The organism is Mangrovibacterium diazotrophicum, assembly GCF_003610535.1.
Lineage (GTDB): Bacteria > Bacteroidota > Bacteroidia > Bacteroidales > Prolixibacteraceae > Mangrovibacterium > Mangrovibacterium diazotrophicum.
The window spans coordinates 101,719-124,071 of the sequence record NZ_RAPN01000005.1; the positions used below are offsets into that span (position 1 = coordinate 101,719).

A 22,353-nucleotide genomic window follows, 5' to 3' on the forward strand; every position below is an offset into this window, starting at 1 on the left:
AAGCCGCTCCGAAATTGGAAGCGGCTCACATGATGATAAACTATTTCTCTTATCCGGCTGCCTGCACATTGGTGGAAATGCGCAAGATTGTTGTAGGATTCTTGGGATCGTTTGTAATTACAGTGATGGCCTTGTTCTGACGACCTCGTTTTCCTTTCGAATTGAATTCGACTTTCAACGGTACAGACTCGTTAGCTCCGATCACTTTTTTCTCCGGAGTCACCGCAGTACATCCGCAGGACGTTTTCACATTGCGAATGATCAAATCGCGCTGGCCGGTATTTTTCAAAGTGAAGACGCATTCCACTTTGTCGCCTTCCTTAATTTCGCCAAAATCGTGCGAATCTTCACTGAACGATGCTACAGGAGCGCTCGCCAATTCAGCAGGCGACAACGCTGAGAAGTCTTCCTCGATGGTTGCCGAAACACCTATCGAATTGCGATAATCCGCTTTTCCGTCAACATTCAAATAAATACGGTTCATCACAAATCCGTAAGTATGCACTTTTGAGGCGTCGTAACTCACAATGATATTGCCCTTCTCGTGTGGTTTCAAAGTTGATGGCTCAACCTTGACGGTAATATTTTCAGGTGGTGTTTTGAAATCCAGGGTAACGGCTGCATCCGAGTCGTTGATGATTTCAAGACTTTCCGTTTTCACTTCGTTTTCCTTGATATTTACAAAGGCGATGTGATTAGACATGGCACGCACCGGGCCAATTTCGCGCGGATACAACTCAGCGACTGTTTTTTCACGTTGTTCCACGTTACCTTTAATTCTCAGAATCGTTCTTGGAACTTCACCGTTACTGGTAACAGTAATCGTTTTGTTGAAAGGCCCCGGACGATTAGCCGGATTGTAACTCACTTTGATAAAACCTTTTTCGCCGGGAGCGACAGGTTTTTTCGTCCACTCAGGAGTTGTACAGCCGCACGAAGCTTGCACATTATTCAAAATCAACGGCGTTGAACCGTCATTCACAAAAGCAAAGTTGTAGGATTGTGATCCTGCAGCCTCCTTAAAGTCACCAAAATCATGCTCGGTTGTTTCGAATACAATTTTAGCCTGAGATGACTGAGCTTTTAGTTCCCCAACAAATAGTGAAAGGGTTAAAACCAGAAGTAATAATCTCGCTTTCATAGGCAATTTTTCGTAAAATAGTTTTGGGTTAAAATCGTTAATACTTGCGTAAAACCAGTACTTTAAATACAAAGCTAAGAAAGCCTGAGAGCAAACGCTGTTAATTGCAATAAACTTTTGTTAATGAGTTGTTAACACCCCTGCAGTATATTGAAAATTAAGCTAGTTTCGCAATTCAACGGTTTAGAATTGAGGGTTTATGGGTCGGAATACATTGCGTGTTATAATCATTTTAGCCACATTTTCGGTGCTCGGAATCCTGGTTATCCAGTTTTTCTTCCTGAAGAATACGGTCGATTTAAATGAACGAAAGTTCCATGAATCGACAACCCAGGCATTAAAAAACGTAGCTCAAAGCCTTGTGGATTACAACTCAAAAACATTGGGCTACCAAAGCAATTACGACCCTTACAATTCTGTCGACCAGATTTCGAACAACTACTATGTTGTCAATGTCAACGACGTCATCAACCCAAGCCTGCTGGAGCATTTACTTTTGGTTGAGTTCAAGCGTTTCAACATCGAGCTCGACTTTGAATATGCTATTTACGATTGTGAAACCAACCAGATGGTCTACGGCATCTCATACGCTGCCAATAAGGATACCTTGATTCGCTCCACTTATATCCCGGCAAACGCCACCGGTCAGCCTATGACCGACGAGGAGATCTTTGAAAACCACTACGCCCTAAAACCGACTAAAATTACAAGGCCTTTGTTGCCCACCTGCGACAAATACACCTATTACTTTGGTGTCTATTTCCCGAACCGGAGCCAGTATTACAGCAGCCACGTTCAGGCCTGGTACATGGTTAACGGCTTCCTCATCATCGTCATCCTTTTCTTTGGATATACATTGTATGTCATCTTCAGGCAGCGGCAACTTAGCGAGATTCAAAAGAATTTCATCAATAACCTGACGCACGAATTCAAAACACCGATTGCAGCCATTCGTTTGTCGGCCAAAGTGCTCGAAGATCCCAAAATCATCGAACACCCGAGACGGCTGACGGAATATGCCCGTATTGTTGGGGAGCAAACGCAGCGTCTGACGTCACAAGTTGAAAAGGTGTTGCAAATGGCCAGTCTCGAGAAGAAGATAATTGAACTGGATAAGACGGAAATTCACCTAAATGAATTCGTTGAAAAAACAATTACCGATTTCAAAAGCAGCCAGGAAACAGCCGTTGATTTCATTCAATTTGAAAAACTTCCGGTGGATGTGAAAATCAAAGCCGATGCACTGCACTTTTCAAATATCATTTTTAATATTCTCGACAACGCCGTTAAATATTGCCACGAAACACCGGACATCAAGGTGAGCCTCACCAAAGTGAAGAATACCATCTATTTGAGGTTCGCGGATAACGGTATCGGCATTCCCAAAGAATACCGCAAAAAGATCTTTGGCCGGTTCTTCCGGATTCCAACCGGAGACATCCACGATGTGAAGGGTTTTGGACTTGGGCTGGATTACGTTCGCAAAATGACCGACTTCCACCGCTGGAAGATAGACGTCGAGGATAATTCACCAAAAGGTACTATTTTTACGATAATCATTCCGAAATAATATGAATTTCACGGGTAAGAAAATTTTGTTGGTCGAAGATGACAAGACACTGAATTTTATAGTTAGAGACAATCTGGAAGAAGCCGGATACACCGTTACGTCTGCCGAAGACGGAGAAGCGGCCCTTAAGAAATTCCAGGGTGAAGAATTCGATTTATGCTTGCTGGATGTAATGATGCCAAAACTGGATGGCTTCTCGCTGGCAAAGAAAATACGGGAAAGCAACGAGTCAATCCCTATTTTATTTCTGACAGCGAAAGCGCTGAATGAAGATAAAATCAACGGTTTCACCATTGGTGGCGACGATTACATTACGAAGCCATTCAGCATGGAAGAATTGCTGATGCGCATCCGGGTTTTCCTGAAACGCAGCATGCCTGCCAACGAAACCGAGAGCGAATTGACCAACTGCAAAGTCGGCCATTTTGATTTTTACTTCGACAATCTCACGCTTCAGAGCGGCGACGAAAAAAGAACACTCACTTATAAAGAAGCTGAACTACTTCGCTATTTCTGCGAAAATCCAAATACTGTTTTGAGTCGTTCTGACATCCTCAAAAATGTTTGGGGTTCCGACGACTACTATCTGGGACGAAGCCTGGACGTTTTCATTTCCCGACTTCGGAAATACCTGGGCAGCGATGATAATATCAAAATCATCAACCTGCACGGAATCGGCTTCCGCTTCAACGCGCCGATCGAACGCAAATAACCGAATGCTGCAATGACTGCCTCGCAAATAATTCTGCTTGTTTTGGTCGGACTCTCAGCCGGGCTTTTAGGCGGAACGTTGGGTGTTGGCGGAGGAATTGTTGTGATTCCGGCATTAGTGTTCCTATTTGGTTTCAATCAGCATGCAGCACAAGGAACAACCCTGGCATTCATGCTTCCGCCAGTTACGATTCTGGCTACCTGGAACTACTGGAAGAACGGGCATGTAGACTGGCGCTATTCGCTGATTTTATCGGTGACCTTCCTGATCGGAGCCTACCTGGGATCAATATTCGTTCAGTACATTCCCGATCGGATTTTGAAAAAAGTGTTTGGATTCCTACTGCTTTTTATGGCTGCAAAAATGATTTTCTCTAAATAAAAAACCCTGCCAAAAGCAGGGTTCTTCGTTTGAGAACAATTATAGTTACATAAATTCATCGCCAAATGAAACGCCCATCTTCCGGGCTTTTAAAACCAGCGGATGTTCTTTATCCACCAATCTCAGTTTATCGCTGATCTCTTCCAACGGAACAGTTATCAAGCCATTGTTTTTCATAGCTACCATGGTACCGAAATCGCCGGCTGCGATACACTCGGCTGCAAAAGCGCCATAGCGCGTCGCCAAAATTCGGTCCATCGGGGTTGGGCTACCGCCACGCTGGATGTACCCTAACACGGTTTCGCGGGTTTCAATTCCGGTGTAGGTTTGAATTGCTTCCGCCAAATGACGGGCAGCCGAACTCTCTTTCGGGTGAGCAATTCCCTCAGCCACAACTACAATAGAATATGCTTTTTTACTTTCGTAACGATCTTCAATTTTCTTACAAACCGAACGAATATTGTACTCCAGCTCCGGCAAAAGAATGATATCTCCACCACCGGCCATACCTGCATACAGTGCGATCCATCCGGCATGGTGCCCCATCACTTCAATAATCATCACCCGCTGGTGCGAGTTAGCTGTTGTGTGCAAGCGGTCGATCGCTTCGGTGGCAATATTCAGGGCCGAGTCGAAACCAAAAGTTACGTCAGTTCCCCAAACATCATTATCAATTGTTTTCGGAATACCAATTACATTCAAGCCTTCATTAGCCAGTTTGTTGGCCGTTTTCATCGTTCCGTTTCCGCCGATGCAAACCAAGGCATCCAATCCCAGCTCATGGTAATTTTGTTTGATCAATTCCGGTTTTTCGTTGTCGCCTTCTTTGACAAATTTATACGGCTTCTCACGAGACGTCCCCAAAATGGTTCCCCCCAAGGTCAATATGCCCGACAGGTTACTTTCCTTCAACTCCACATAGTCCTTTTCAATCAATCCTGAGTATCCGGCATTAAACCCGATGACTTCCATACCGTATTCTACGATCGCTGTTTTTCCTACCCCACGGATGGCTGCATTCAACCCGGGACAATCACCTCCCGCTGTTAAAATTCCAATTCGCTTTGGTTTTCTAGAGGTCATATTCTGAATTTTAGATTTTCGCTGATTTTCTAATTTCTTCCGAATTTAATAATTCTATTTGGCTTTTAAGTCGCATGGTTGTGATCAATTTTTACGGCAGTTATTTTTTCAGGTTCAATATTAACATCGATTCTGTTGAGGTAGGTGAACGAAATCATTCCAACTTATTGCACGCCAGAAAGCTTTTTGCTAATTTGATTCGCCAATAAACCTGTTTCGGGTTAAAGATTAAATTTCACAGCTAAATTTTGCAACATGAGAACTTTGGGACTAATTGGTGGAACCGGCTGGGTTTCGACCATCGAATATTACCGACTGATTAACAAGTTGACCAACGAAAGACTTGGAGGGTTGAACGCCGCCCGCCTGATTTTATATTCCGTCAATTACAACGATTTTGAAAAAATGAGCCAACGCAACGATACGCTTTCGATGATGGCCACGCTGAAGCACATCGCCCTCAAATTGCAAGCGGCCGAGGTCGACGGAATCGTAATTTGCGCAAACACCCTGCACCGGTATGCCGAAGATGTTCAACAGGCTCTGCGCATACCGCTTATTCACATCGGTGAAGCGACCGGGCTAGCTGTTAAAGAGCAGGGCATGAAAAAGGTCGGGCTTTTGGGAACTAAATACACTATGGAGCTAGACTTCTACTCTAACAAACTGGCAGAGCAAGGCATACAGACGCTGGTTCCGGAAACGGACGACCGGAACTTCATCCAACAATGCATCAACGATGAATTGTTAAAAAATTGTTTTTTGGAAGAAAGCAAGAATCGTTTTCTCTCGATAATTGACAATCTTGCAGACAAGGGCGCTGAAGGTATTATTTTGGGCTGCACCGAAATCCCGCTGCTCATAAAACCAGAAGACGTCCGGCTGCCACTTTTCAACACAACCGAGATACATGCCAGGGCAGCCGTTAATTTTGCTCTAGATTAAATTAAAATGACAACTACCCCACTACGCATAACTGCTGCAACCATGCAGCGGACCTTTTACGACATCCTTATTCGGGAAAACGTTTCGCCAGACATCGCCGAAAAATGTGCCGCAATATTTACTGAAAACAGTCTCGATGGAATTTACTCACACGGCGTCAACCGTTTTTCGAGATTTGTCGGGCACATCCGAAAAGGATTCGTAAAACCAGCTGAAAAGCCTTCACTGATCCATGCGTTTGGGAATATGGAACAATGGGACGGAAACCTTGGGCCCGGCCCGCTGAACGCTATGCAGGCAGCCGGGCGAAGCATGGAACTGGCGCAAAAATTCGGGATTGGCCTCGTGGGGCTGTCCAACACCAACCACTGGATGCGTGGCGGAACTTACGGGTTAAAATGTGCGCAAAAAGGATTTGCTTTCATCGGCTGGACAAACACCATTGCCAATTTGCCGCCGTGGGGTTCTGCGGAGAATAAATTGGGCAACAACCCGATCGTGTTCGCTGTTCCGTTTCGCGGCGATGCCATTTTGCTCGACATGGCCGTTTCGCAATACTCCTTCGGGAAACTCAAAGACTGTGAAAACTTCGGCAAAGAGCTTCCCCAAATCGGTGGCTACACGGCCGCCGGTGAACTCACCACTAATCCGGGCGAAATTCTGAACGGCGGCCGGGCACTACCAATCGGCTTTTGGAAAGGATCGGCACTTTCGTTGCTACTCGACATTCTCGTTTCCATCCTTTCGGCGGGGCTTTCTACTCACCAGGTTTCGGAAAAAGGGAAAGAAGAATACGCCGTTTCTCAGATTTTCATCACCATCGATTTAAGCAAGCTGAAAAACTTCCCGACCATCGAATCCACAATCGAGCAAATTATTCGCGATTACCAATCAGCCGAGCCGATCAACGCCGACCAACCTGTTCACTATCCGGGCGAGTATCGCATTGAAATCCGGGAGAAAAACCTCAAAAATGGAATCCTTGTTAGCCCCTTGGTTTGGGAAAAAATTTGTTCACTCTAAAACTATTCGCTGTACTGCTGAATAATCGCGCCCGTCACACGCAGCAAATTGGTGTGAATATCGATGAACTGGTAAATGGCTTCAAGCTCGCCAACCGCAACATTCAGATACAGGTTTTGCACATCGCGAAAGTTAAACGAGTTAATGCTCCCGTTTTCAAATTTTTCGCGGCTAATTTGCAGGTTCAGTTTTGCAGCTTCCATGTTTTCACGAGCCACGCCTAACAACTCCTTCCGCACCTGGTAAAAATCGAAAATATTACTCAGCTGATTCCTCAGTTCGTGCTTCATTTGCCCCAGCGAAACATCACCCGACTGCTGCTCAATCTCCGCAATTTGTAATGCCCTTTTTTTCTCACCACCGCCAAAAAGGTTAAAGCTCAGCGTGAAATTCCCGTAGAAATTGCTCATGTTGCTCAAGTCCAGCCCCTGCCTGTCGTAGTCAATTCGGGTGCGGGTAGCCGATGCCCCGCCTGCAAAATTCAAGCTAGGGTAGAAATCGCTTTTGGCCAGTGCCACCGCATTTTTCAACAGGTTTTGATTGATGTACTGATTCTTCAATGTTTTGTTGTTTGCCAACATCGCTTCACTGAGCTCAGAAAGACTGTAATCCACCGGAATGGCTTCGAAGCTGTCGGTCAGTTCGTAATCCGTCAGCGAGTCGGTTGCCATCAAAAACTGCAGATCGCGCAAGGCACTTTTATAAGCCACCTCCTGCAACAGGAAGGACGACTTGTCTTCCAGAAAGGCATTCTGCGCCTGGAGCACTTCATAAGTTACAGCCGAGCCAATCTCTTTTTGGAAAGTCGCCTTCGAATACAAATCCTCCGACAGCTGCATCACCTCGCGAAAAACCTCCAGCTTTTCTTTTTGCAGAAGCACTGAATAATAAGCTAAAATCACCGACTGAATCGTGCTTTCAACCATCAGCCCGGTGTTTTGCCCGGAAAGCGTTTCCAGTTCATTTAGCCGTTGTTTATTCAAATTAACAGAGAAACCATCAAACAGCGTCCAACTAACGGTAGCCGCGCCAACAAGTTGGTTTTGCAGGTAATCGTCGTTCTCATTGTTATTGAAATTATTGCGGGCTTCAGCAGAAAGATTCACATAGGGGTAGCGGCCAACCGCGCCCCAGGCGTTTCGTGTTTCGGCAATCAACTGATCATTTCGTTGAATCTCCAAATCGTAGTTCTTCTCCATTGCGATCTGAATCGCATCGGCCAGCGCGAGCTGCGTTTGAGCGCTCGAACTAAAAACCGCACAAAGCAGGAATAGTGATATCGTTAGGTATTTCATAGTTGTTTTATCCGTGTTGTGTTTCGTCGTCGATTTCTGTTTGTGTTTTTCCCTCGTTTTTCCTTAAGTAATTGATGTACGCAATCTCAACTTCCTCGCGTTCAAATGGGCGCCCGTGGTAAAGTTCGCGCAGTACCCGACGGATATCATTCAACACGATCACCAAAGCCGGGAAAAACAACAAAATAAACAGGGTTCCAAAAGCCACTCCATACACCAGCGAAATCGCCATAGGGATCAGGAACTGCGCCTGGAAGCTCTTCTCCAAAACCAAAGGGAACAGCCCCGCAGAAGTTGTTAGTGTTGTCAGGATAATTGGTCGCAAGCGTGACTTTCCAGCCTCCAGAATGGCATCTTTCACTTTGAAGCCTTCTTCAATCAGCGAGTTGAATTTCGACAACATCACCACCGAGTCGTTAATCACAACCCCGGAGAGTGCCACAATTCCCCACAAGCTTAAAATTGAAACCGGTTTACCATGAATACCATGCCCCCAAACCGCACCGAGTATGGAAATCGGAATCATAATCAAGATGATCAGAGGCTGCTCAAAGGACCGGAAGTTGATCATGAGGATGAATATAATGCCGAGGAAAGCCATTGGGAAGAGCACCGCAATGTCATTCATATTTCGGGCGCTTTCTTTTTGTTGCCCCTGGTATTCGATATGGATACCAGGAAACGTCACATTCAGATCCGGAATAATTTCACGCTTGATTTGCTCCAGAATTTCGGTCACCGACGCATCGGGATCGACCAAATCAGCATTCACGCGGATCTCGCGACGACCGTTAAAACGCTGAATATTCACAGGACCGCGTTTCATTTCGTAATCAACCAGCTCGGTCAGCGGATATTCCCCGGATGTTGTCTTCAACTTCATGCGTTCCAACTGTCCAAGCCGCTCCCGGTCTTCCGCCGGATAGCGCACCCAAACACGAAGTTCGTCGCGCCCAACCTGCAAGCGCTGTGCCTGACCTCCATAGAAGCCTTGACGAACCTGCTCCGAAACCGTGCCCTCATTGAAACCCAACATGTATGCTTTCGGCTTCAACTTCAACAGGATTTCCTGCTTGCCGAGCGCGTTCGTGTTAACCACATCTTTTAACTGCGGCATCTTTTGCAAACGCTCGATCAGGAATGCCTGCGCCAGTTCCAGCTCTTCAGGATGCCGTGACTGCAAGCCGATGGACACCGGGTCGCCAAAACGACCTCGGGCGCCGATGGTATATTTCACAGCTTCAGGTATCGGACCAATTTTCTCCCGAACACGATTGATAATTTCGAATGAACTAATTCCCGTTTCCTCCGAATTTCGCGGCGAAACAAAAACATTCCCGGTATGTGTCCCGTTTTCTGCCCTGTCAAATCCCGACCCGAGATTCACAGTACAGTACTCAATAATGTCGACTGTATCGCCATAATCTTCCATCAAATCCTCATTCACCTGCCACACCGCATCTTCAAAACGCTGCAGGTAAGCCATCGTTTGCTTTTCACCCGATCCGGGCGTAAAAGCAACGTTTACATTGAAGGAGTCGAATTCCATTCGCGGGAAAAAAGTGGTTTTGATGATCTGCCCGCCGAGCATTCCAAAGGTAATCAGCAGCATGGCAACCGGCACAAAAATGACAATGTAGCGCCATTCAATCACCAGTTTCAACACGCGATCGTACGCGTAGTCGCGTAACCAGGTGAAGAATTGTTCGGTGTATTTTTTCAGGCCTTTGGGAGCACGTCTTAACTTATCGGGGTTCAACACATGCTCGTTCCCGATATGGGCGGGCAACACAAAAAATGACTCAAATAGCGAGAACAACAAACTGACAACAACGATGAAAGCCATTTCGAACATCATTTCCATATTCCCGGAAATGAAAAACAGGGGCGAGAAAGCAAGTACGGTTGTCAACACGGAAGTGATAACTGCCGGCACCACTTCAACGGTACCATCCACTGCTGCCTGAATCGGGTTTTTCCCGCGCTCGAAATGCTGAAAAATATTCTCACCAATCACAATCCCATCGTCAACCAAAATCCCGATGACCAGGATCATCCCGAACAGGGAAATCATATTGATGGTAATTCCCGCCAGGTTGGCCACGATAAACATTGCTAAAAAGGAAGAAGGTATTCCCCAGGCCACCCAAAACGACAGGCGTAAACTCAGCATCAACGCCAAAAGAACGACCACCAGGAACAGCCCCTGACCTCCGTTTACCAGCAACAAGTCCAGACGACTTTTCAGCAAATCGATAAATGAGCGGGTGATAATCAACCGAACACCATGTGTTTTCTCGTTAAAAGTATTGACGTAATCCTGAATATATTCGTCAATGTCGCCCAGGTCTTCTGAAATCAATTTTGAAACCGAAATACTGATAACCGGATTTCCTTGCTCCAAAGATTTATCTGGAGTTATATCGGAAAACTTCTTTTTGACGGTCGCCACATCGCGGATGCGGATAACGCTCCCATCCGAATTCGCTTTCAGGATAATTTCTCCAATCTTGTTCGGATCGGCGCTGCGAGAGCGCAGGCGGATGAGCATCTCTTCATCATCCGACCGCAGCTGACCTCCGGAAACGTCGCGATTATTCTGAGTGACAGCATTTTGCAGCTGTGTAAAAGTGATACCGTAGCGCAAAAGGGTTTCTTCGTGTGCTTCCACTGAAATTTCGAGATCCGGATAGCCCGAAAGCGAAACCTGGCTGATGTAGCCGGAAGACAGGAAGTCTTCTTCGATTTGCTGCGCGTAATCTTTCAGCGTCAACAGATCAACATCGCCGGTGACCACCAAACGAGCTGCGGGAGATGTTGTCCGCTGTTTATAAACGATCGGGCGCTCAGCAGCGGTTGGAAAAGAAGAAATACCGTCAACCGCATTTTTGACTTCGATCAGTGTTTCATCGATGTTGATGTCGCCGGTTATTTCAATTTGCACACTGGCCGAATTCTCAGCACTTGTTGATGTAATCTCGTAAATTCCGGGAATTCCCCGAACGGCTTCTTCAATCCGGCTGGTCACGCCCTCCTCCATTTCAACAGGCGAAGCTCCAGGATAAGAAACTCGTACGTAGATCATTTTTGACGGTCGTTCCGGGAAGAACGACAGTTTCATCGTTACCAGACTAATGCCTCCAACGATCAGTAGGAATAATACAATAAGGTTCGCATAGAATGGAAAGCGAACAAAAGTTTCGACAATCTTTCTCATGCTATTCTGATTTACCGGCTGTTTGACTATTGGCACCAGCTAATATTTCAACCGGTAAATTCTCTTTTACATTAATCAATGGTTCAGTGACAACCATCGTTCCTTCGGGCAGTCCATTAAAGATCAAGTTTGTTTCGTTGACCTTCATCACATTGATTTCAGCTTTTTTTAATTCGCCGTTCACCACTGTGAAAACCACGTTCGAATTGAAAACGGCACTACGGGGGATTTCCATAGCTCCATGAATTTTCTGCCCCGGAAAGACCACCACTTTATATTCGCCGGCCAGCAAATCGTCTTTGCGAAATTCTTTTACCCGTACAAAAATACTTCGCGCCTGCGTGCTAGCATCAACGAATGCGGCTTTGCGCACCACAGTCCCTACCAGCGTGTCTATGCTGATTTTAGAAAGCACCTGCACCTGATCCCCTATTTCAATCCACTTGCTGTTGTGATTTTCAACGGGAACTTCGACCTCCAGTACATCCGTTCCAATCATTCGTGCAATCTGGCTACCTGCATTCACATAAGCCCCTGCTTCAAAATTAACCGATGAAAAAGTCCCGTCAAACGGAGCCACCAAAGACCGGCGTTGCAGGTTTTTCTCGTCCTGCAGCAATCCAAAGTACTCACTCAAAATACTACGACTGGCCAGGAAAACCTTAAATTTTTCGGTTCGCGGTTCCGGCAAACGCGGCAGCGGTTTATTCAAATCAACCGTCGAGAAATAATCATAATATGATTGAAATTCCTCCGGGTAATCCACCTTCAAATCAGGGAGAATATTGGATAATGAATTCAGGAAACTGCTCTTGCGAGCTTTCAAAGCCAGTTCCGCTTCATCTTTATAAATACTTGCGAGTAATTGTCCTTTCCGAAACGACGTGCCTTTTTTCAGCGGAACCTCCCCGGGTTCAATTTTCCCGGCAGCCTCCGCAACCAGCAACACATCGTGGCTAGCCGTCACCCTTCCCTCTCGTTTCAAGGGTGATACAATCGGTTTGTAAAAGACCGCCTCTGCTTTAACATATCGTTTTAAACCGTCACCCGGGCGTCGGGGTGGTTCGGGTTTCATATGGATAAAAACCCAGGAAAGTGCTGCAGCTCCTCCTAACAGGATCACCAAAGCAGCAATGATAAACGTAGTTTTTCGCCAGCTCATAGATTAGTTTAAATTAGTTTAGTTGCACGTTAGATTACCATTTCAACAAATGGTTTAATTTACAAAATGTAAAAAAGACACATTTTTTTATCCAATTGTTCTACCCCACGCCATCGAGCAGAACATTGTCCGTTATTAAAAGTCTTAAGATGTTCGATTTAATTACAATAAAGTCACCTAATCCTGAAAAATTAAGCAAAATTGAATTTTTCAGCCTTTTCGGTATTGAAAATCGGTGGTTGCTAAGCTAAATCAGCTTTCGAATGAATTCATTTTTTAACTTTGCTTTTCGAATCCTAATTGAAGGAAAAGCATTTCATGCAAAAAAAATCATTTGACATTATTGTTGTGGGTAGCGGGCTTGCCGGGCTCACAGCAGCTTTTCACGCATCGAAAAACGGATCAGTGGCGCTGATCACCAAGTCACAACTCGACACCAGTAATTCTTATTACGCACAAGGCGGTATTGCGGGAGCCATTTCAGAAGATGACTCACCCGATTTGCATGCGCACGACACGCTGGTTGCGGGAAGAGGACTGTGCGAACGCGATGCCGTTAACATCTTGGTCAGCGAAGGTCGCGACCGTATTCTCGACCTGATTGAGATGGGAATGCAGTTCGACCAAAAAGACGGACAAATCGTTTTGGGCCTTGAAGGAGGTCACTGTAAACGCCGGATTCTGCATGCCGGAGGCGACGCAACCGGAAAAGAGCTGACCTGTTTCATGCTTGAAAAAGTGATGGAGCAGCAATCGATCGAGACTTTCGAATACACCGCTGTTACACAGATCATTGTTTCAGAAGGCATTTGCCGCGGCGTACAAGCGATCGATTTTATCAGTGGGCAGAATGTTATTTTCGAAGCGCCGGCCTGTATTTTGGCCACCGGTGGTTTGTCTCGTATTTTTAGCCGCACCACCAACCCGCACACTGCGACCGGCGATGGGATTTCGCTGGCTTACGATGCAGGCGCCAAAGTGGAAGACATGGAATTCATCCAGTTTCACCCATCAGCCCTGTGTGTCGAAAACCAGGATGCTTTTCTGATCAGTGAGGCCGTTCGTGGCGAAGGAGCCTGGTTGATTAACAAAAGCGGCGAGCGTTTCATGAAAGATATTCACCCGCTGGCAGAACTGGCACCCCGCGACGTGGTGGCTTTCTCGATTTACCAGCAGATGAAAAAAGACAAAAGCCCCAATGTCTACCTTTCGCTGAAACACCTGAACCCTGAAAAAATTAAGAATCGATTCTCGAATATTTATAATAAGCTCGAAAGCTTCGGCTACGACATGACAGCGGATCTGCTGCCCATTGCACCGGCTGCGCATTACATGGTTGGTGGTGTTAAAACGGGCTTGCACGGCGAAACCAACATTCCCGGCCTTTTTGCCTGTGGCGAAGTTGCATCGACCGGAGTTATGGGAGCCAACCGACTGGCCAGCAACTCACTGCTTGAATGTTTGGTTTTTGGTAAGCGGGCGGCCGAGGCAGCAGGAAAAATTCAGGCTCTCTCACCTTCGATCCCTGAACTGGACGAGTACACTAACAAGCCGGAATTTGAGCAATTCTACCTCGATATCAAAAATGAAGTCGCGGATTTAATGTCGCAAAAAGTGGGCATCGTCAGAAACGAAGAAGACCTGACAAATGCGCTCAACCGATTCGAAGAAATCACGAGAAAGGTTGAAACCTGTGCCCGGGACTACAATGTTTTAAAAGCGCGCCAGATTGTTGAAATCTGCGAACTGATTACTCGCTCCGCATTGCTCCGCAAGGAAAGCCGCGGCGGACACATCCGTGAAGAATTCAAACACGAAGATCCCGACTTCAGAGTACATATTGTTTTTCAAAAAGGAAAAGAAACCACTTACGTTCCGTTAAGAAAATGATGAATCAAAAAGAACTTGAAGCTGCAAAACACCTGATAGAACTGGCACTGGAAGAAGATGTTGCCACCGGTGACCTGACGACCGACAACCTCATTCCTGCCGAGATGAAGCGCACAGCCTATTGGGCTGCCAAAGCCGATGGTATTGTCGCCGGACTGGAGATCGCAGAAATGACCTTCCGCAAGCTGGACCCGGATTTGAAATGGAACATATTTTTCAATGACGGCAGCCGCGTGAAAAAAGGCGACATCATCGTTCGATTTGAAGCAACTTACCGGGCCTTACTGACGGGCGAGCGCACAGCACTGAATTTCGTGCAGCGGCTTTCGGGCGTTGCCAGCATGTCGGGCCTGTATGCCGATGCCGTGAAAGACTACAAAACGGAGATTCTCGACACGCGCAAAACACTTCCCGGCTTTCGCTTGCTAGATAAATACGCTGTCAAAACCGGCGGCGCAACCAACCACCGCATTGGACTTTTCGATATGGTCATGATTAAGGATAACCACATCGATATTGCTGGCGGCATCAAACCGGCGGTGAAAGCTATCCGCGAGAAAGTTGCTCCGGAAATCAAAATTGAAGTTGAAACCACCAACCTTGACCAGGTAAAAGAAGCACTGGAGGCCGGCGCCGACATCATCATGCTCGACAATATGAGCAACGAAACGATGACTGAAGCAGTCGAGTTAATTGCCGGAAAAGCAAAAGTTGAAGCATCGGGAAATATGACACTGGAACGTTTAGCAGGAGTTGCTGCAACCGGCGTCGATTTCATTTCGATTGGTGCACTCACCCATTCGGTAGCAGCATTAGATATCAGTCAACGAATTGAATAATGAATTTAGTTATTGACATCGGGAACACGCGTGTTAAATGGGCACTGTTTCGTGATCGCGAGCTCGTGACACAGGACTCGGCACCGGAACTTACGCTTCATGTACTTGGTCAAATCATCGGCGATTTCCATGATGTCAAGCTAGCGATCCTGTCGTCGGTAAAAGAGTTCCCCAAAGAGTGCCGTGATTTGTTAACCGAAGTCACCGACTTATTCATCGAACTCAATCACAACACTCCCACTCCAATCGTCAATCGGTACCGAACTCCGGAGACCTTGGGACTGGACCGTTTGGCGGCTGCCATTGGGGCAAGTACCGCCTTTCCCGGCGATCCGCTTTTAATTATTGATGCCGGCACTGCCATAACTATTGATCTGGTCAGTCCGGCTAACGAATACCTTGGCGGCAACATTTCGCCCGGTATCGAAACCCGCTTCCGGGCATTGAATCAGTTTACGGGTAAGCTACCTCTTATTCAATTAAAAAATGACTTTGAACCATTGGGCGGCGATACTGAATCGGCTATTCGGGCAGGCGTGCAACAAGGCGTTATTTTCGAACTTGAATCGTACATCGCTCATTATAAAAAGGTATATCCCGAACTTGTTGTTGTCCTTACCGGCGGACATTCCAATTTCCTGATGAAGCACATTGGTGCAGAACTAAAACAGATCGAAAATCTGACGCTGACCGGCCTTCTCGAAATTTTAATGTTCAATGCCAGTTAGTTGCCGCCTCAAAAACAACGCTCCAAAAAATGACAATTTCTTAACACGAGCTGACAGTAAACCAAACGGATAAGATAAATTCAACAACAACTTAACTTATTTTTAGATGCAGAAAAAGTCAGCCGATGACACCATCGGGAATTTTGACCACACATTTCCACAAGTTGCGTTGTTTCCACCTTTACAATAATTCTATTCAGTTAGAACCCACGATCAAGCCAAGCTTAAGATTTTCAGGAAATAAAAAAACTTAGCTACTAAAATAAAAGACAACATGTTAATCAGACACAAAAGAAAAACGGGTTTGAGCAGCGCTTCAAAACAAACTGCATCTTGCCGAAAAGCGTATAAAAATATCCTAAGCTGCAATTTGGCACAGCTTTTGAAATCTGAATAAATGATTCAATTGAATTCGAGAAGAAATTAAAACTGAACACATCTTAAAGATTATTTAGCAGTCGCAAAAGAAAATGGGCGGCGAAGAAAAGCAAAATAAACTTATATTTGACCCTCTGTTATCGCTGTAGACCCAGCGAGATTTGAAAAATAAAAGTGTAATCTAAAATATTTTCAAAAAAAATGAAGTCGTTTCTAATTAAAACCAAAGTACTTACAACTATTTTGGCTGTTGCAATGAGCATCTCGGCCTTTGCGCAAAAAGAAATTACCGGAACCGTTTACCGTGAAGGAAAACCAGCTGCCGGTATCACCGTTGAGGCTCACAAATCGAGTGAAATGTTCATGACCAGCTTCGATGGAAAGTATAAACTGACCATTGATCCTGAAAAATGTAAATACCTGAAATTTACTTTCATCGATGAATCGAAGAAACTTGATTTGACTGGAAGTGAAGGCAATGTAATCAACTTTAGCTTCGACGGAACTCCGATTCCGGGAGAAGGTGACGGCGGCGGCGATGCAGCTGAAGTTGGCGTGGACTTGAGAACCAGCCAGGAATTGGTAAAAGCAAACGATACTGAATTCATGAGCCAATTCACCTTGTACGATCAGTTCTACAAGCAAAAAGACTACAAATCGGCACTGCCTCACTGGAGAAAAGTATACAACAAATACCCAAAATCTTCAAGCAACCTGTACATCCACGGTGTGAACATGTACTCGGCTAAAATTGAAGCAGCTACTGACAAAGCAACAAAAGACGCTTACATCGATACGTTGATGTCAATCTACGATCGTCGTATCAAATATTTCGACCAAAAAGGTTTTGTACTGGGTCGTAAAGCAACTGACTATGTGAAGTACAAACTGGGTGGAGACGAAATTTCGGAAGACGAACGCAAAGCTGTATTGAAAAAAGCTTTCGCTGATCTGCAGGAATCAATTAAACTGCAAGGTGACGATGCTGAGCCAGCTGTAATGGTAATCGACATGCAGGTAATCAAAAGTTTGTTCCTGATGGGCGAGCTTACTAAAGAGCAGGTTGTTGGCAACTATGGTAGCTTGAGCAGAATTACAGATACGCAAATTGCAAAAGATCCGAAGGACGAAAAAGCTCCGGTTGCCAAAGCGGAAATCGACAAAGCTTTCCAAACTTCAGGAGCTGCTGACTGTGAAGCTTTGATCGCTTACTACGAACCTAAGTTCGATGAAATTTCAGGCGACATTGACGCTATGAAAAAAATGCTTCGCGCATTGGACCGTCAGGATTGTACTGAAAGCGAGTTGTTCGCTAAAGCATCTGAGAAATTGTACGAAATGGAGCCATCAGCAGAAGCTGCATTCAACATGGCCCGTTTGTTCGTAAAACGTGACGAGTTCGATCGTGCTAAAGAATACTATCAAAAAGCCATCAGCGCTGAAACTGATAAAGAATTGTTGGGTAAATATTACTATGAGCTTGCTTTCTTTACTTACGCTAAAGAACGTGCTTATTCGAAAGCTCGCGACTATGCCCGCAAATCATTGGAAAATGATCCAAACTCAGGAAGAACATTGCTTCTGATGGGTGACATTTACGCACAAGCTGCCCGTACTTACGGTGAGAATGACTTCGACCACACAACAGTTTACTGGTTGGCCGTTGACTATTACCAAAAAGCAAAACGCGTAGATCCGGACTTGACAGCGAAAGCAAACGAACAAATCGCGACTTACCGCGTGTACTTCCCTGACAAAGAAACCTTGTTCTTCCAAGGTCAACAGGACGGACAAAGCTACAAACTCGGTGGATGGATTAACGAAACGACAACGATACGTGCAAAATAAACAGTTCAACAAACTGAATACAAAACAGCTAAGCATTGCAGTTCTCTTAACGGGAATTGCAGTGCTTTTCTTTTCATGTGCCAACAAGATTGAAAAAATCAAGGAGCTTTCCTCGGCCGACCAATTGCCCGGCATGGAGGCTACCCAGTTCGAAATGATCCAGTCCGATTCGGCCATTGTTCGTTTCAAACTGATTGCTCCGCGAATGATCCGTTACGACCAGGAAAAAGAGCCGTTCATTGAGTTTCCGGAAGGAATCGAAATCGAGAAATTCGACGGCCAGATGCGAATTGTTTCGCGAATTACAGCGGACTATGCGCGCTACCTGGATAACGAAGAAAAGTGGTTGGCCAAAAACAATGTGGTTGCGGTAAACGAAGAGGGCGATTCATTAAAAACAGAAGAACTGATTTGGGAAGAAAAGAAAGGAAAGATTTTCTCGGACCAGTTTGTAAAAATTATACGCAAGGATCAAATCATTAACGGTATCGGTTTTGAATCGGATCAGGATTTAATGAACTGGGAAATTAAAAAACCCACCGGAACTTTGTACCTTGATGTCGCAAATTAGAACATGGAAACCCTCATTATAACCATTTTTCTCACGATTGTCTTTTCCGCCTTTTTCTCAGGGATGGAAATTGCCTTTGTCTCGGCGAACAAATTGCGCCTGGAACTCGACAAAAAGCAAGAATCACTTAATTCTAAAATTCTGACCATTTTTACCCGGAATCCGGGGCAGTACATTGCCACCATGCTGGTCGGAAACAATGTGGCACTGGTTATTTACGGGGTGGCGTTTGCCAAGCTGCTGGAGCCCTTTTTCCAGAGTTTCCTGGCAACCGACGGGGCTGTACTTTTCCTGCAGACCGTCTCCTCAACACTGATAATTCTGGTTACGGCCGAGTTTTTACCCAAAACGCTGTTCCGAATAAACCCGAACATCGTTCTTCGTCTTTTCGCCGTTCCTCTGATCATTTTTTACTTCCTCTTCTACCCGCTCACCCGAATCACAATGGGCATCAGCAAATTTTTGCTGAACGGCATTTTCAGAGCTGCCATTGACAAGGACGAGGAAAAAATTGTATTCAGCCGGATTGACCTCGACCACTTTGTAAATGAGCCCGACAATCCCGATCACCAGCCGCGTCATTCTCAGGAAAACGAATTGAAACTTTTCCGAAATGCGCTGGACTTCTCGAAAGTGAAGCTGCGTGAGATCATGGTTCCCAGAACGGAAATCGAAGCCATGGATATTGAGTCGGGTATTGAAGAGCTGCGTCAAAAATTCATCGATACCGGTTATTCCCGAATCCTGTTTTATAAAGAAAACATCGACAACATTATCGGATACATTCACCATTCGGTAATTTTTACCAGCCCCGAGTCGATCCGTCAAAACCTGAAAAAAGTGCTCATCGTTCCCGAGACGATGCCGGCCAGTAAACTGCTTAGCAAATTCATTTCGCAACACCGCAGCATTGCTGTTGTTGTTGACGAGTTTGGCGGAACATCCGGACTGGTGACCATTGAAGATATTCTGGAAGAAATTTTCGGCGAAATTGAAGACGAACACGACACTATCGACTTTGTTGACCGCAAAATTAGCGACACCGAATACATCCTTTCTGCCCGTATTGAACTCGACTATTTGAATGATAAATACAACCTCAATTTCCCGGTCGAAGAGAACTACGAAACACTGGCCGGCTTCATTCTTTTTCACCACGAAAACATTCCGAAAATCAATACGGTTATCACCATCAACGACTTTCAGTTTAAAGTGTTAAAAGCCAGCAACACCCGTATTGAACTGGTAAAACTGCACATATTAGATAACAGCTAAAATAAAAACCGAACAGTAAGGTTTAAAAGCTAAAATTGTTATCTTCGTACCGCTAAAAATTAAGTAAACAAACAAATTTAGAATCATAAGTAAATGGCTACCTTACAGAGAATTCGTAATCGTGCAGGTATCTTAGTAGCGATCATTATTGGTCTTGCCTTAGTGGCTTTCATTTTGGGAGACATTCTTAATGCAAGTAATTCATTATTAAGACCTAACCAACTTAAAATTGCAGAAATAAACGGCGAATCAGTTCAATATCCTGATTTCCAAAAGAAAGTGGAAGAAACAGCCGAAATTTACAAAATGAACACTGGCCAAACCCAGTTGAACGACAATGCCTGGGCTCAAATTCGTGAGCAAGTGTGGCAACAATACGTTCGCGAAGCGGTGATGGGCGATGTGTACGAAGATTTAGGTCTTGCTGTAAGCGGCGACGAATTGTTCGACATGGTACAAGGTTCAAACCTTCACCCGGTAATTCAACAGTTGTTCACCAACCCGAACACAGGACAAGTTGACCGTACTGCTGTGCTTCAGTTTTTGAAAGCCATCAACTCTGGTCAGGCAACTGCTCAACAAAAAGCATACTGGTTGTACATCGAAGATCAAATCAAAGAAGAACGTATTCAAACAAAATACAACAACCTTGTTCGCCAGGGATTGTACGTTACCAGTGCTGAAGCGAAAGAAAGTCTGAACGAAAAAAACAAAAACGTAAACATCGAATTTGTAAGTCTTCCATACGCTTCGATTTCAGACAGCGCAGTATCTGTTAACGAAAAAGATTTGCAAGCATACTACGATGAGCACAAGGAAACCTACAAACAAGATGCAACCCGCACTATTGAATATTTGGTTTTCCCTGTAGCAGCTACCGAAGAAGATGATGCTAATACCTTGAAATGGATCGAAGACGTAAAACCTGAATTCGAAACGATCCAGGACAATGCACAATATGTGAACGTAAACTCTGATGTTCGTTTCCAGAATGTTTACGAAAAACAAGACGAAATGCCTGAAAACATTGCAGACTTCGCTTTCAGCGGAAACGTTGGCGATGTGTTCGGACCTTTCAAAGAAAACAACGCTTATAAATTGGTAAAAATTGACGACATCAAAAATCTTCCGGATTCAGTTGAAGCTCGTCACATCCTGATTAAACCGGAAACCACTGGTAGCTACGATGCAGCTTTGGCATTGGCTGACAGCTTGAAAAACCTGGTTGAAAAAGGTGAAAGCTTTGCCAAATTAGCTGGAATCTATTCTGAAGACCCGGGATCAGCTGCTAAAGGTGGTGACTTGGGTTGGTTCAAGAAAAACCAAATGGTGAAACCTTTCGAAGAAGCTGCTTTCAACGGTGATGTAAACAAATTGTACGTTACAACAACACAGTTCGGTGTTCACCTGATTCAGCCGACTAAAAAAGGTAAAGAAGTTAAACAAGTACGTTTGGCCGAATTGATTCGCAACATTGAGCCAAGTACAAAAACATACCAAACCGTTTATGGAAAAGCCAGCAAGTTTGCCAGCGAAAACACCAGCGGTTCTGCTTTCGACGAAGCTGCAAAAACAGAAGGTTTGAGCAAACGCGTTGCCCGTGTTAGCGAAAACGACCGTCAGGTTGTTGGTTTGGACCAATCGCGCAACATGATCCGCGCGGCTTACACAGCTGATGTGAACGACATTTTGGTGAATAACGAAGGTTCAACCATCTTCGAATTCGGCGACAACTTCGTGATTGCGAAATTGGCAAGTGTTCAGCCTGAAGGTTATGCTCCGTTGAACGAAGTTGCTCCAACAATCAAACTGGCAGTTTTGAAAGAGAAAAAAGGCGAAGCATTGGTTGCTAAAATGAAAGAAGCTGCTTCATCTGACGATATCGATGCAATTGCATCAACCTTGGGAACTGAAGTAAAATCAGCTGCCAACATCCACTTCGACTTGTACTCAGTACCGGTAATCGGTGTTGAACCAGCCGTAGTTGGAACAGTAGTTAGCATGGAACAAGGTAAAATCTCAGCTCCGATTAAAGGAAACAATGGCGTTTACATCACCAAAGTGGTTGCCATCAACGAGCTGAACAATACAAACGCAGAAGCTGAAAAAGCTCGTCTGGAACAATCATTGGCTTACCGTGCCAACTACCAGGCTTACGAAGCACAACGCAGCGCTGCCGAAATCGACGACAGAAGAGCGAAATTCTATTAATCGACGCTCACAAGATATTTGGAAAAGCAGGCTATTGGGCCTGCTTTTTTTGTTTCCCACAATTGCATGCCTTCACGCTACTAT

The 22,353-nt window shown here is 45.2% G+C and carries 17 protein-coding genes; 12 read left to right on the forward strand and 5 right to left on the reverse strand.

The annotated features are described in order from the left end of the window. Positions 1-49: 49 nt before the first annotated feature. A complete protein-coding gene (locus tag BC643_RS21540) occupies positions 50-1,141 on the reverse strand; it encodes a DUF1573 domain-containing protein (RefSeq protein WP_120275367.1) in 1,092 nt (363 codons plus the stop codon). A gap of 199 nt (positions 1,142-1,340) precedes the next feature. Here BC643_RS21540 and BC643_RS21545 point away from each other — a divergent pair, with 199 nt between their 5' ends. The 3 genes from BC643_RS21545 to BC643_RS21555 are packed head-to-tail and all read left to right on the forward strand — an operon-like array spanning position 1,341 to position 3,804. Next, positions 1,341-2,711, forward strand: a complete 1,371-nt coding sequence (locus BC643_RS21545; protein WP_120275368.1) for a sensor histidine kinase — start codon at positions 1,341-1,343, stop codon at positions 2,709-2,711. Between the two features lies 1 nt (position 2,712). Beyond that, a complete protein-coding gene (locus BC643_RS21550; RefSeq protein ID WP_120275370.1) occupies positions 2,713-3,423 on the forward strand; it encodes a response regulator transcription factor in 711 nt (236 codons plus the stop codon). Between the two features lie 12 nt (positions 3,424-3,435). After that, positions 3,436-3,804, forward strand: a complete 369-nt coding sequence (locus BC643_RS21555; protein ID WP_120275372.1) for a sulfite exporter TauE/SafE family protein — start codon at positions 3,436-3,438, stop codon at positions 3,802-3,804. Positions 3,805-3,849: 45 nt separating this feature from the next. Here the strand turns inward: BC643_RS21555 and BC643_RS21560 are convergent, their stop codons facing one another. Next, a complete protein-coding gene (locus BC643_RS21560; protein ID WP_120275373.1) occupies positions 3,850-4,887 on the reverse strand; it encodes an ATP-dependent 6-phosphofructokinase in 1,038 nt (345 codons plus the stop codon). 255 nt (positions 4,888-5,142) lie between these two features. Here BC643_RS21560 and BC643_RS21565 point away from each other — a divergent pair, with 255 nt between their 5' ends. Beyond that, on the forward strand, positions 5,143-5,832 hold the full coding sequence (locus BC643_RS21565; protein ID WP_120275375.1) for an aspartate/glutamate racemase family protein: 690 nt from the start codon (positions 5,143-5,145) through the stop codon (positions 5,830-5,832). A gap of 6 nt (positions 5,833-5,838) precedes the next feature. Continuing rightward, positions 5,839-6,855: a 3-dehydro-L-gulonate 2-dehydrogenase gene (yiaK, locus tag BC643_RS21570; RefSeq protein WP_120275377.1), complete on the forward strand. Its 1,017-nt coding sequence runs from the start codon at positions 5,839-5,841 to the stop codon at positions 6,853-6,855. Positions 6,856-6,857: 2 nt separating this feature from the next. Here yiaK and BC643_RS21575 read toward each other — a convergent pair whose 3' ends face one another. From BC643_RS21575 to BC643_RS21585, 3 genes are read right to left on the reverse strand one after another with little or no spacing between them, the layout of a single operon-like run. Then, a complete protein-coding gene (locus BC643_RS21575; RefSeq protein ID WP_120275378.1) occupies positions 6,858-8,150 on the reverse strand; it encodes a TolC family protein in 1,293 nt (430 codons plus the stop codon). A 7-nt stretch (positions 8,151-8,157) separates the two neighbouring features. After that, positions 8,158-11,367, reverse strand: coding sequence for an efflux RND transporter permease subunit (locus BC643_RS21580; protein ID WP_120275380.1), 3,210 nt, complete (start codon positions 11,365-11,367; stop codon positions 8,158-8,160). A gap of 1 nt (position 11,368) precedes the next feature. Then, complete coding sequence (locus tag BC643_RS21585; RefSeq protein ID WP_120275381.1) at positions 11,369-12,529, reverse strand: efflux RND transporter periplasmic adaptor subunit; 1,161 nt, start codon at positions 12,527-12,529, stop codon at positions 11,369-11,371. Between the two features lie 318 nt (positions 12,530-12,847). Here BC643_RS21585 and nadB point away from each other — a divergent pair, with 318 nt between their 5' ends. The 7 genes from nadB to BC643_RS21620 all read left to right on the forward strand — a co-directional run bounded on the left by nadB (position 12,848) and on the right by BC643_RS21620 (position 22,269). Further along, the gene (gene nadB / locus BC643_RS21590; protein WP_120275383.1) at positions 12,848-14,419 is read left to right on the forward strand and encodes an L-aspartate oxidase; all 1,572 of its coding nucleotides are present in this window, start codon (positions 12,848-12,850) and stop codon (positions 14,417-14,419) included. After that, positions 14,416-15,258 carry a carboxylating nicotinate-nucleotide diphosphorylase gene (gene nadC / locus BC643_RS21595; RefSeq protein ID WP_211338171.1) on the forward strand — a complete coding sequence of 281 codons (843 nt, stop codon included), beginning with the start codon at positions 14,416-14,418 and terminating at the stop codon, positions 15,256-15,258. The genes nadB and nadC overlap by 4 nt, the downstream gene beginning before the upstream one ends. Next, a complete protein-coding gene (locus tag BC643_RS21600; protein WP_120275384.1) occupies positions 15,258-15,986 on the forward strand; it encodes a type III pantothenate kinase in 729 nt (242 codons plus the stop codon). The genes nadC and BC643_RS21600 overlap by 1 nt, the downstream gene beginning before the upstream one ends. 579 nt (positions 15,987-16,565) lie before the next feature. Further along, complete coding sequence (locus tag BC643_RS21605) at positions 16,566-18,212, forward strand: tetratricopeptide repeat protein (protein ID WP_120275385.1); 1,647 nt, start codon at positions 16,566-16,568, stop codon at positions 18,210-18,212. After that, on the forward strand, positions 18,202-18,783 hold the full coding sequence (gene lptC / locus BC643_RS21610; protein ID WP_170154655.1) for an LPS export ABC transporter periplasmic protein LptC: 582 nt from the start codon (positions 18,202-18,204) through the stop codon (positions 18,781-18,783). Before BC643_RS21605 ends, lptC begins: the two co-directional genes overlap by 11 nt. A gap of 3 nt (positions 18,784-18,786) precedes the next feature. Next, a complete protein-coding gene (locus BC643_RS21615) occupies positions 18,787-20,058 on the forward strand; it encodes a hemolysin family protein (protein ID WP_120275387.1) in 1,272 nt (423 codons plus the stop codon). Positions 20,059-20,151: 93 nt separating this feature from the next. Then, complete coding sequence (locus BC643_RS21620; RefSeq protein ID WP_120275388.1) at positions 20,152-22,269, forward strand: peptidylprolyl isomerase; 2,118 nt, start codon at positions 20,152-20,154, stop codon at positions 22,267-22,269. Positions 22,270-22,353 lie beyond the last annotated feature (84 nt).

What these genes read in the sequence shown, in the direction of transcription:
- nadB (WP_120275383.1), top strand. Translation starts at nt 12,848, where the DNA reads ATGCAAAAAAAATCATTTGACATTATTGTTGTGGGTAGCGGGCTTGCC.
- BC643_RS21560 (WP_120275373.1), bottom strand. Translation starts at nt 4,887, where the DNA reads ATGACCTCTAGAAAACCAAAGCGAATTGGAATTTTAACAGCGGGAGGT.
- BC643_RS21580 (WP_120275380.1), bottom strand. Translation starts at nt 11,367, where the DNA reads ATGAGAAAGATTGTCGAAACTTTTGTTCGCTTTCCATTCTATGCGAAC.
- BC643_RS21600 (WP_120275384.1), top strand. Translation starts at nt 15,258, where the DNA reads ATGAATTTAGTTATTGACATCGGGAACACGCGTGTTAAATGGGCACTG.
- BC643_RS21565 (WP_120275375.1), top strand. Translation starts at nt 5,143, where the DNA reads ATGAGAACTTTGGGACTAATTGGTGGAACCGGCTGGGTTTCGACCATC.
- BC643_RS21550 (WP_120275370.1), top strand. Translation starts at nt 2,713, where the DNA reads ATGAATTTCACGGGTAAGAAAATTTTGTTGGTCGAAGATGACAAGACA.
- BC643_RS21545 (WP_120275368.1), top strand. Translation starts at nt 1,341, where the DNA reads ATGGGTCGGAATACATTGCGTGTTATAATCATTTTAGCCACATTTTCG.
- BC643_RS21615 (WP_120275387.1), top strand. Translation starts at nt 18,787, where the DNA reads ATGGAAACCCTCATTATAACCATTTTTCTCACGATTGTCTTTTCCGCC.
- yiaK (WP_120275377.1), top strand. Translation starts at nt 5,839, where the DNA reads ATGACAACTACCCCACTACGCATAACTGCTGCAACCATGCAGCGGACC.
- BC643_RS21575 (WP_120275378.1), bottom strand. Translation starts at nt 8,150, where the DNA reads ATGAAATACCTAACGATATCACTATTCCTGCTTTGTGCGGTTTTTAGT.
- BC643_RS21620 (WP_120275388.1), top strand. Translation starts at nt 20,152, where the DNA reads ATGGCTACCTTACAGAGAATTCGTAATCGTGCAGGTATCTTAGTAGCG.
- nadC (WP_211338171.1), top strand. Translation starts at nt 14,416, where the DNA reads ATGATGAATCAAAAAGAACTTGAAGCTGCAAAACACCTGATAGAACTG.
- BC643_RS21540 (WP_120275367.1), bottom strand. Translation starts at nt 1,141, where the DNA reads ATGAAAGCGAGATTATTACTTCTGGTTTTAACCCTTTCACTATTTGTT.
- BC643_RS21585 (WP_120275381.1), bottom strand. Translation starts at nt 12,529, where the DNA reads ATGAGCTGGCGAAAAACTACGTTTATCATTGCTGCTTTGGTGATCCTG.
- BC643_RS21555 (WP_120275372.1), top strand. Translation starts at nt 3,436, where the DNA reads ATGACTGCCTCGCAAATAATTCTGCTTGTTTTGGTCGGACTCTCAGCC.
- BC643_RS21605 (WP_120275385.1), top strand. Translation starts at nt 16,566, where the DNA reads ATGAAGTCGTTTCTAATTAAAACCAAAGTACTTACAACTATTTTGGCT.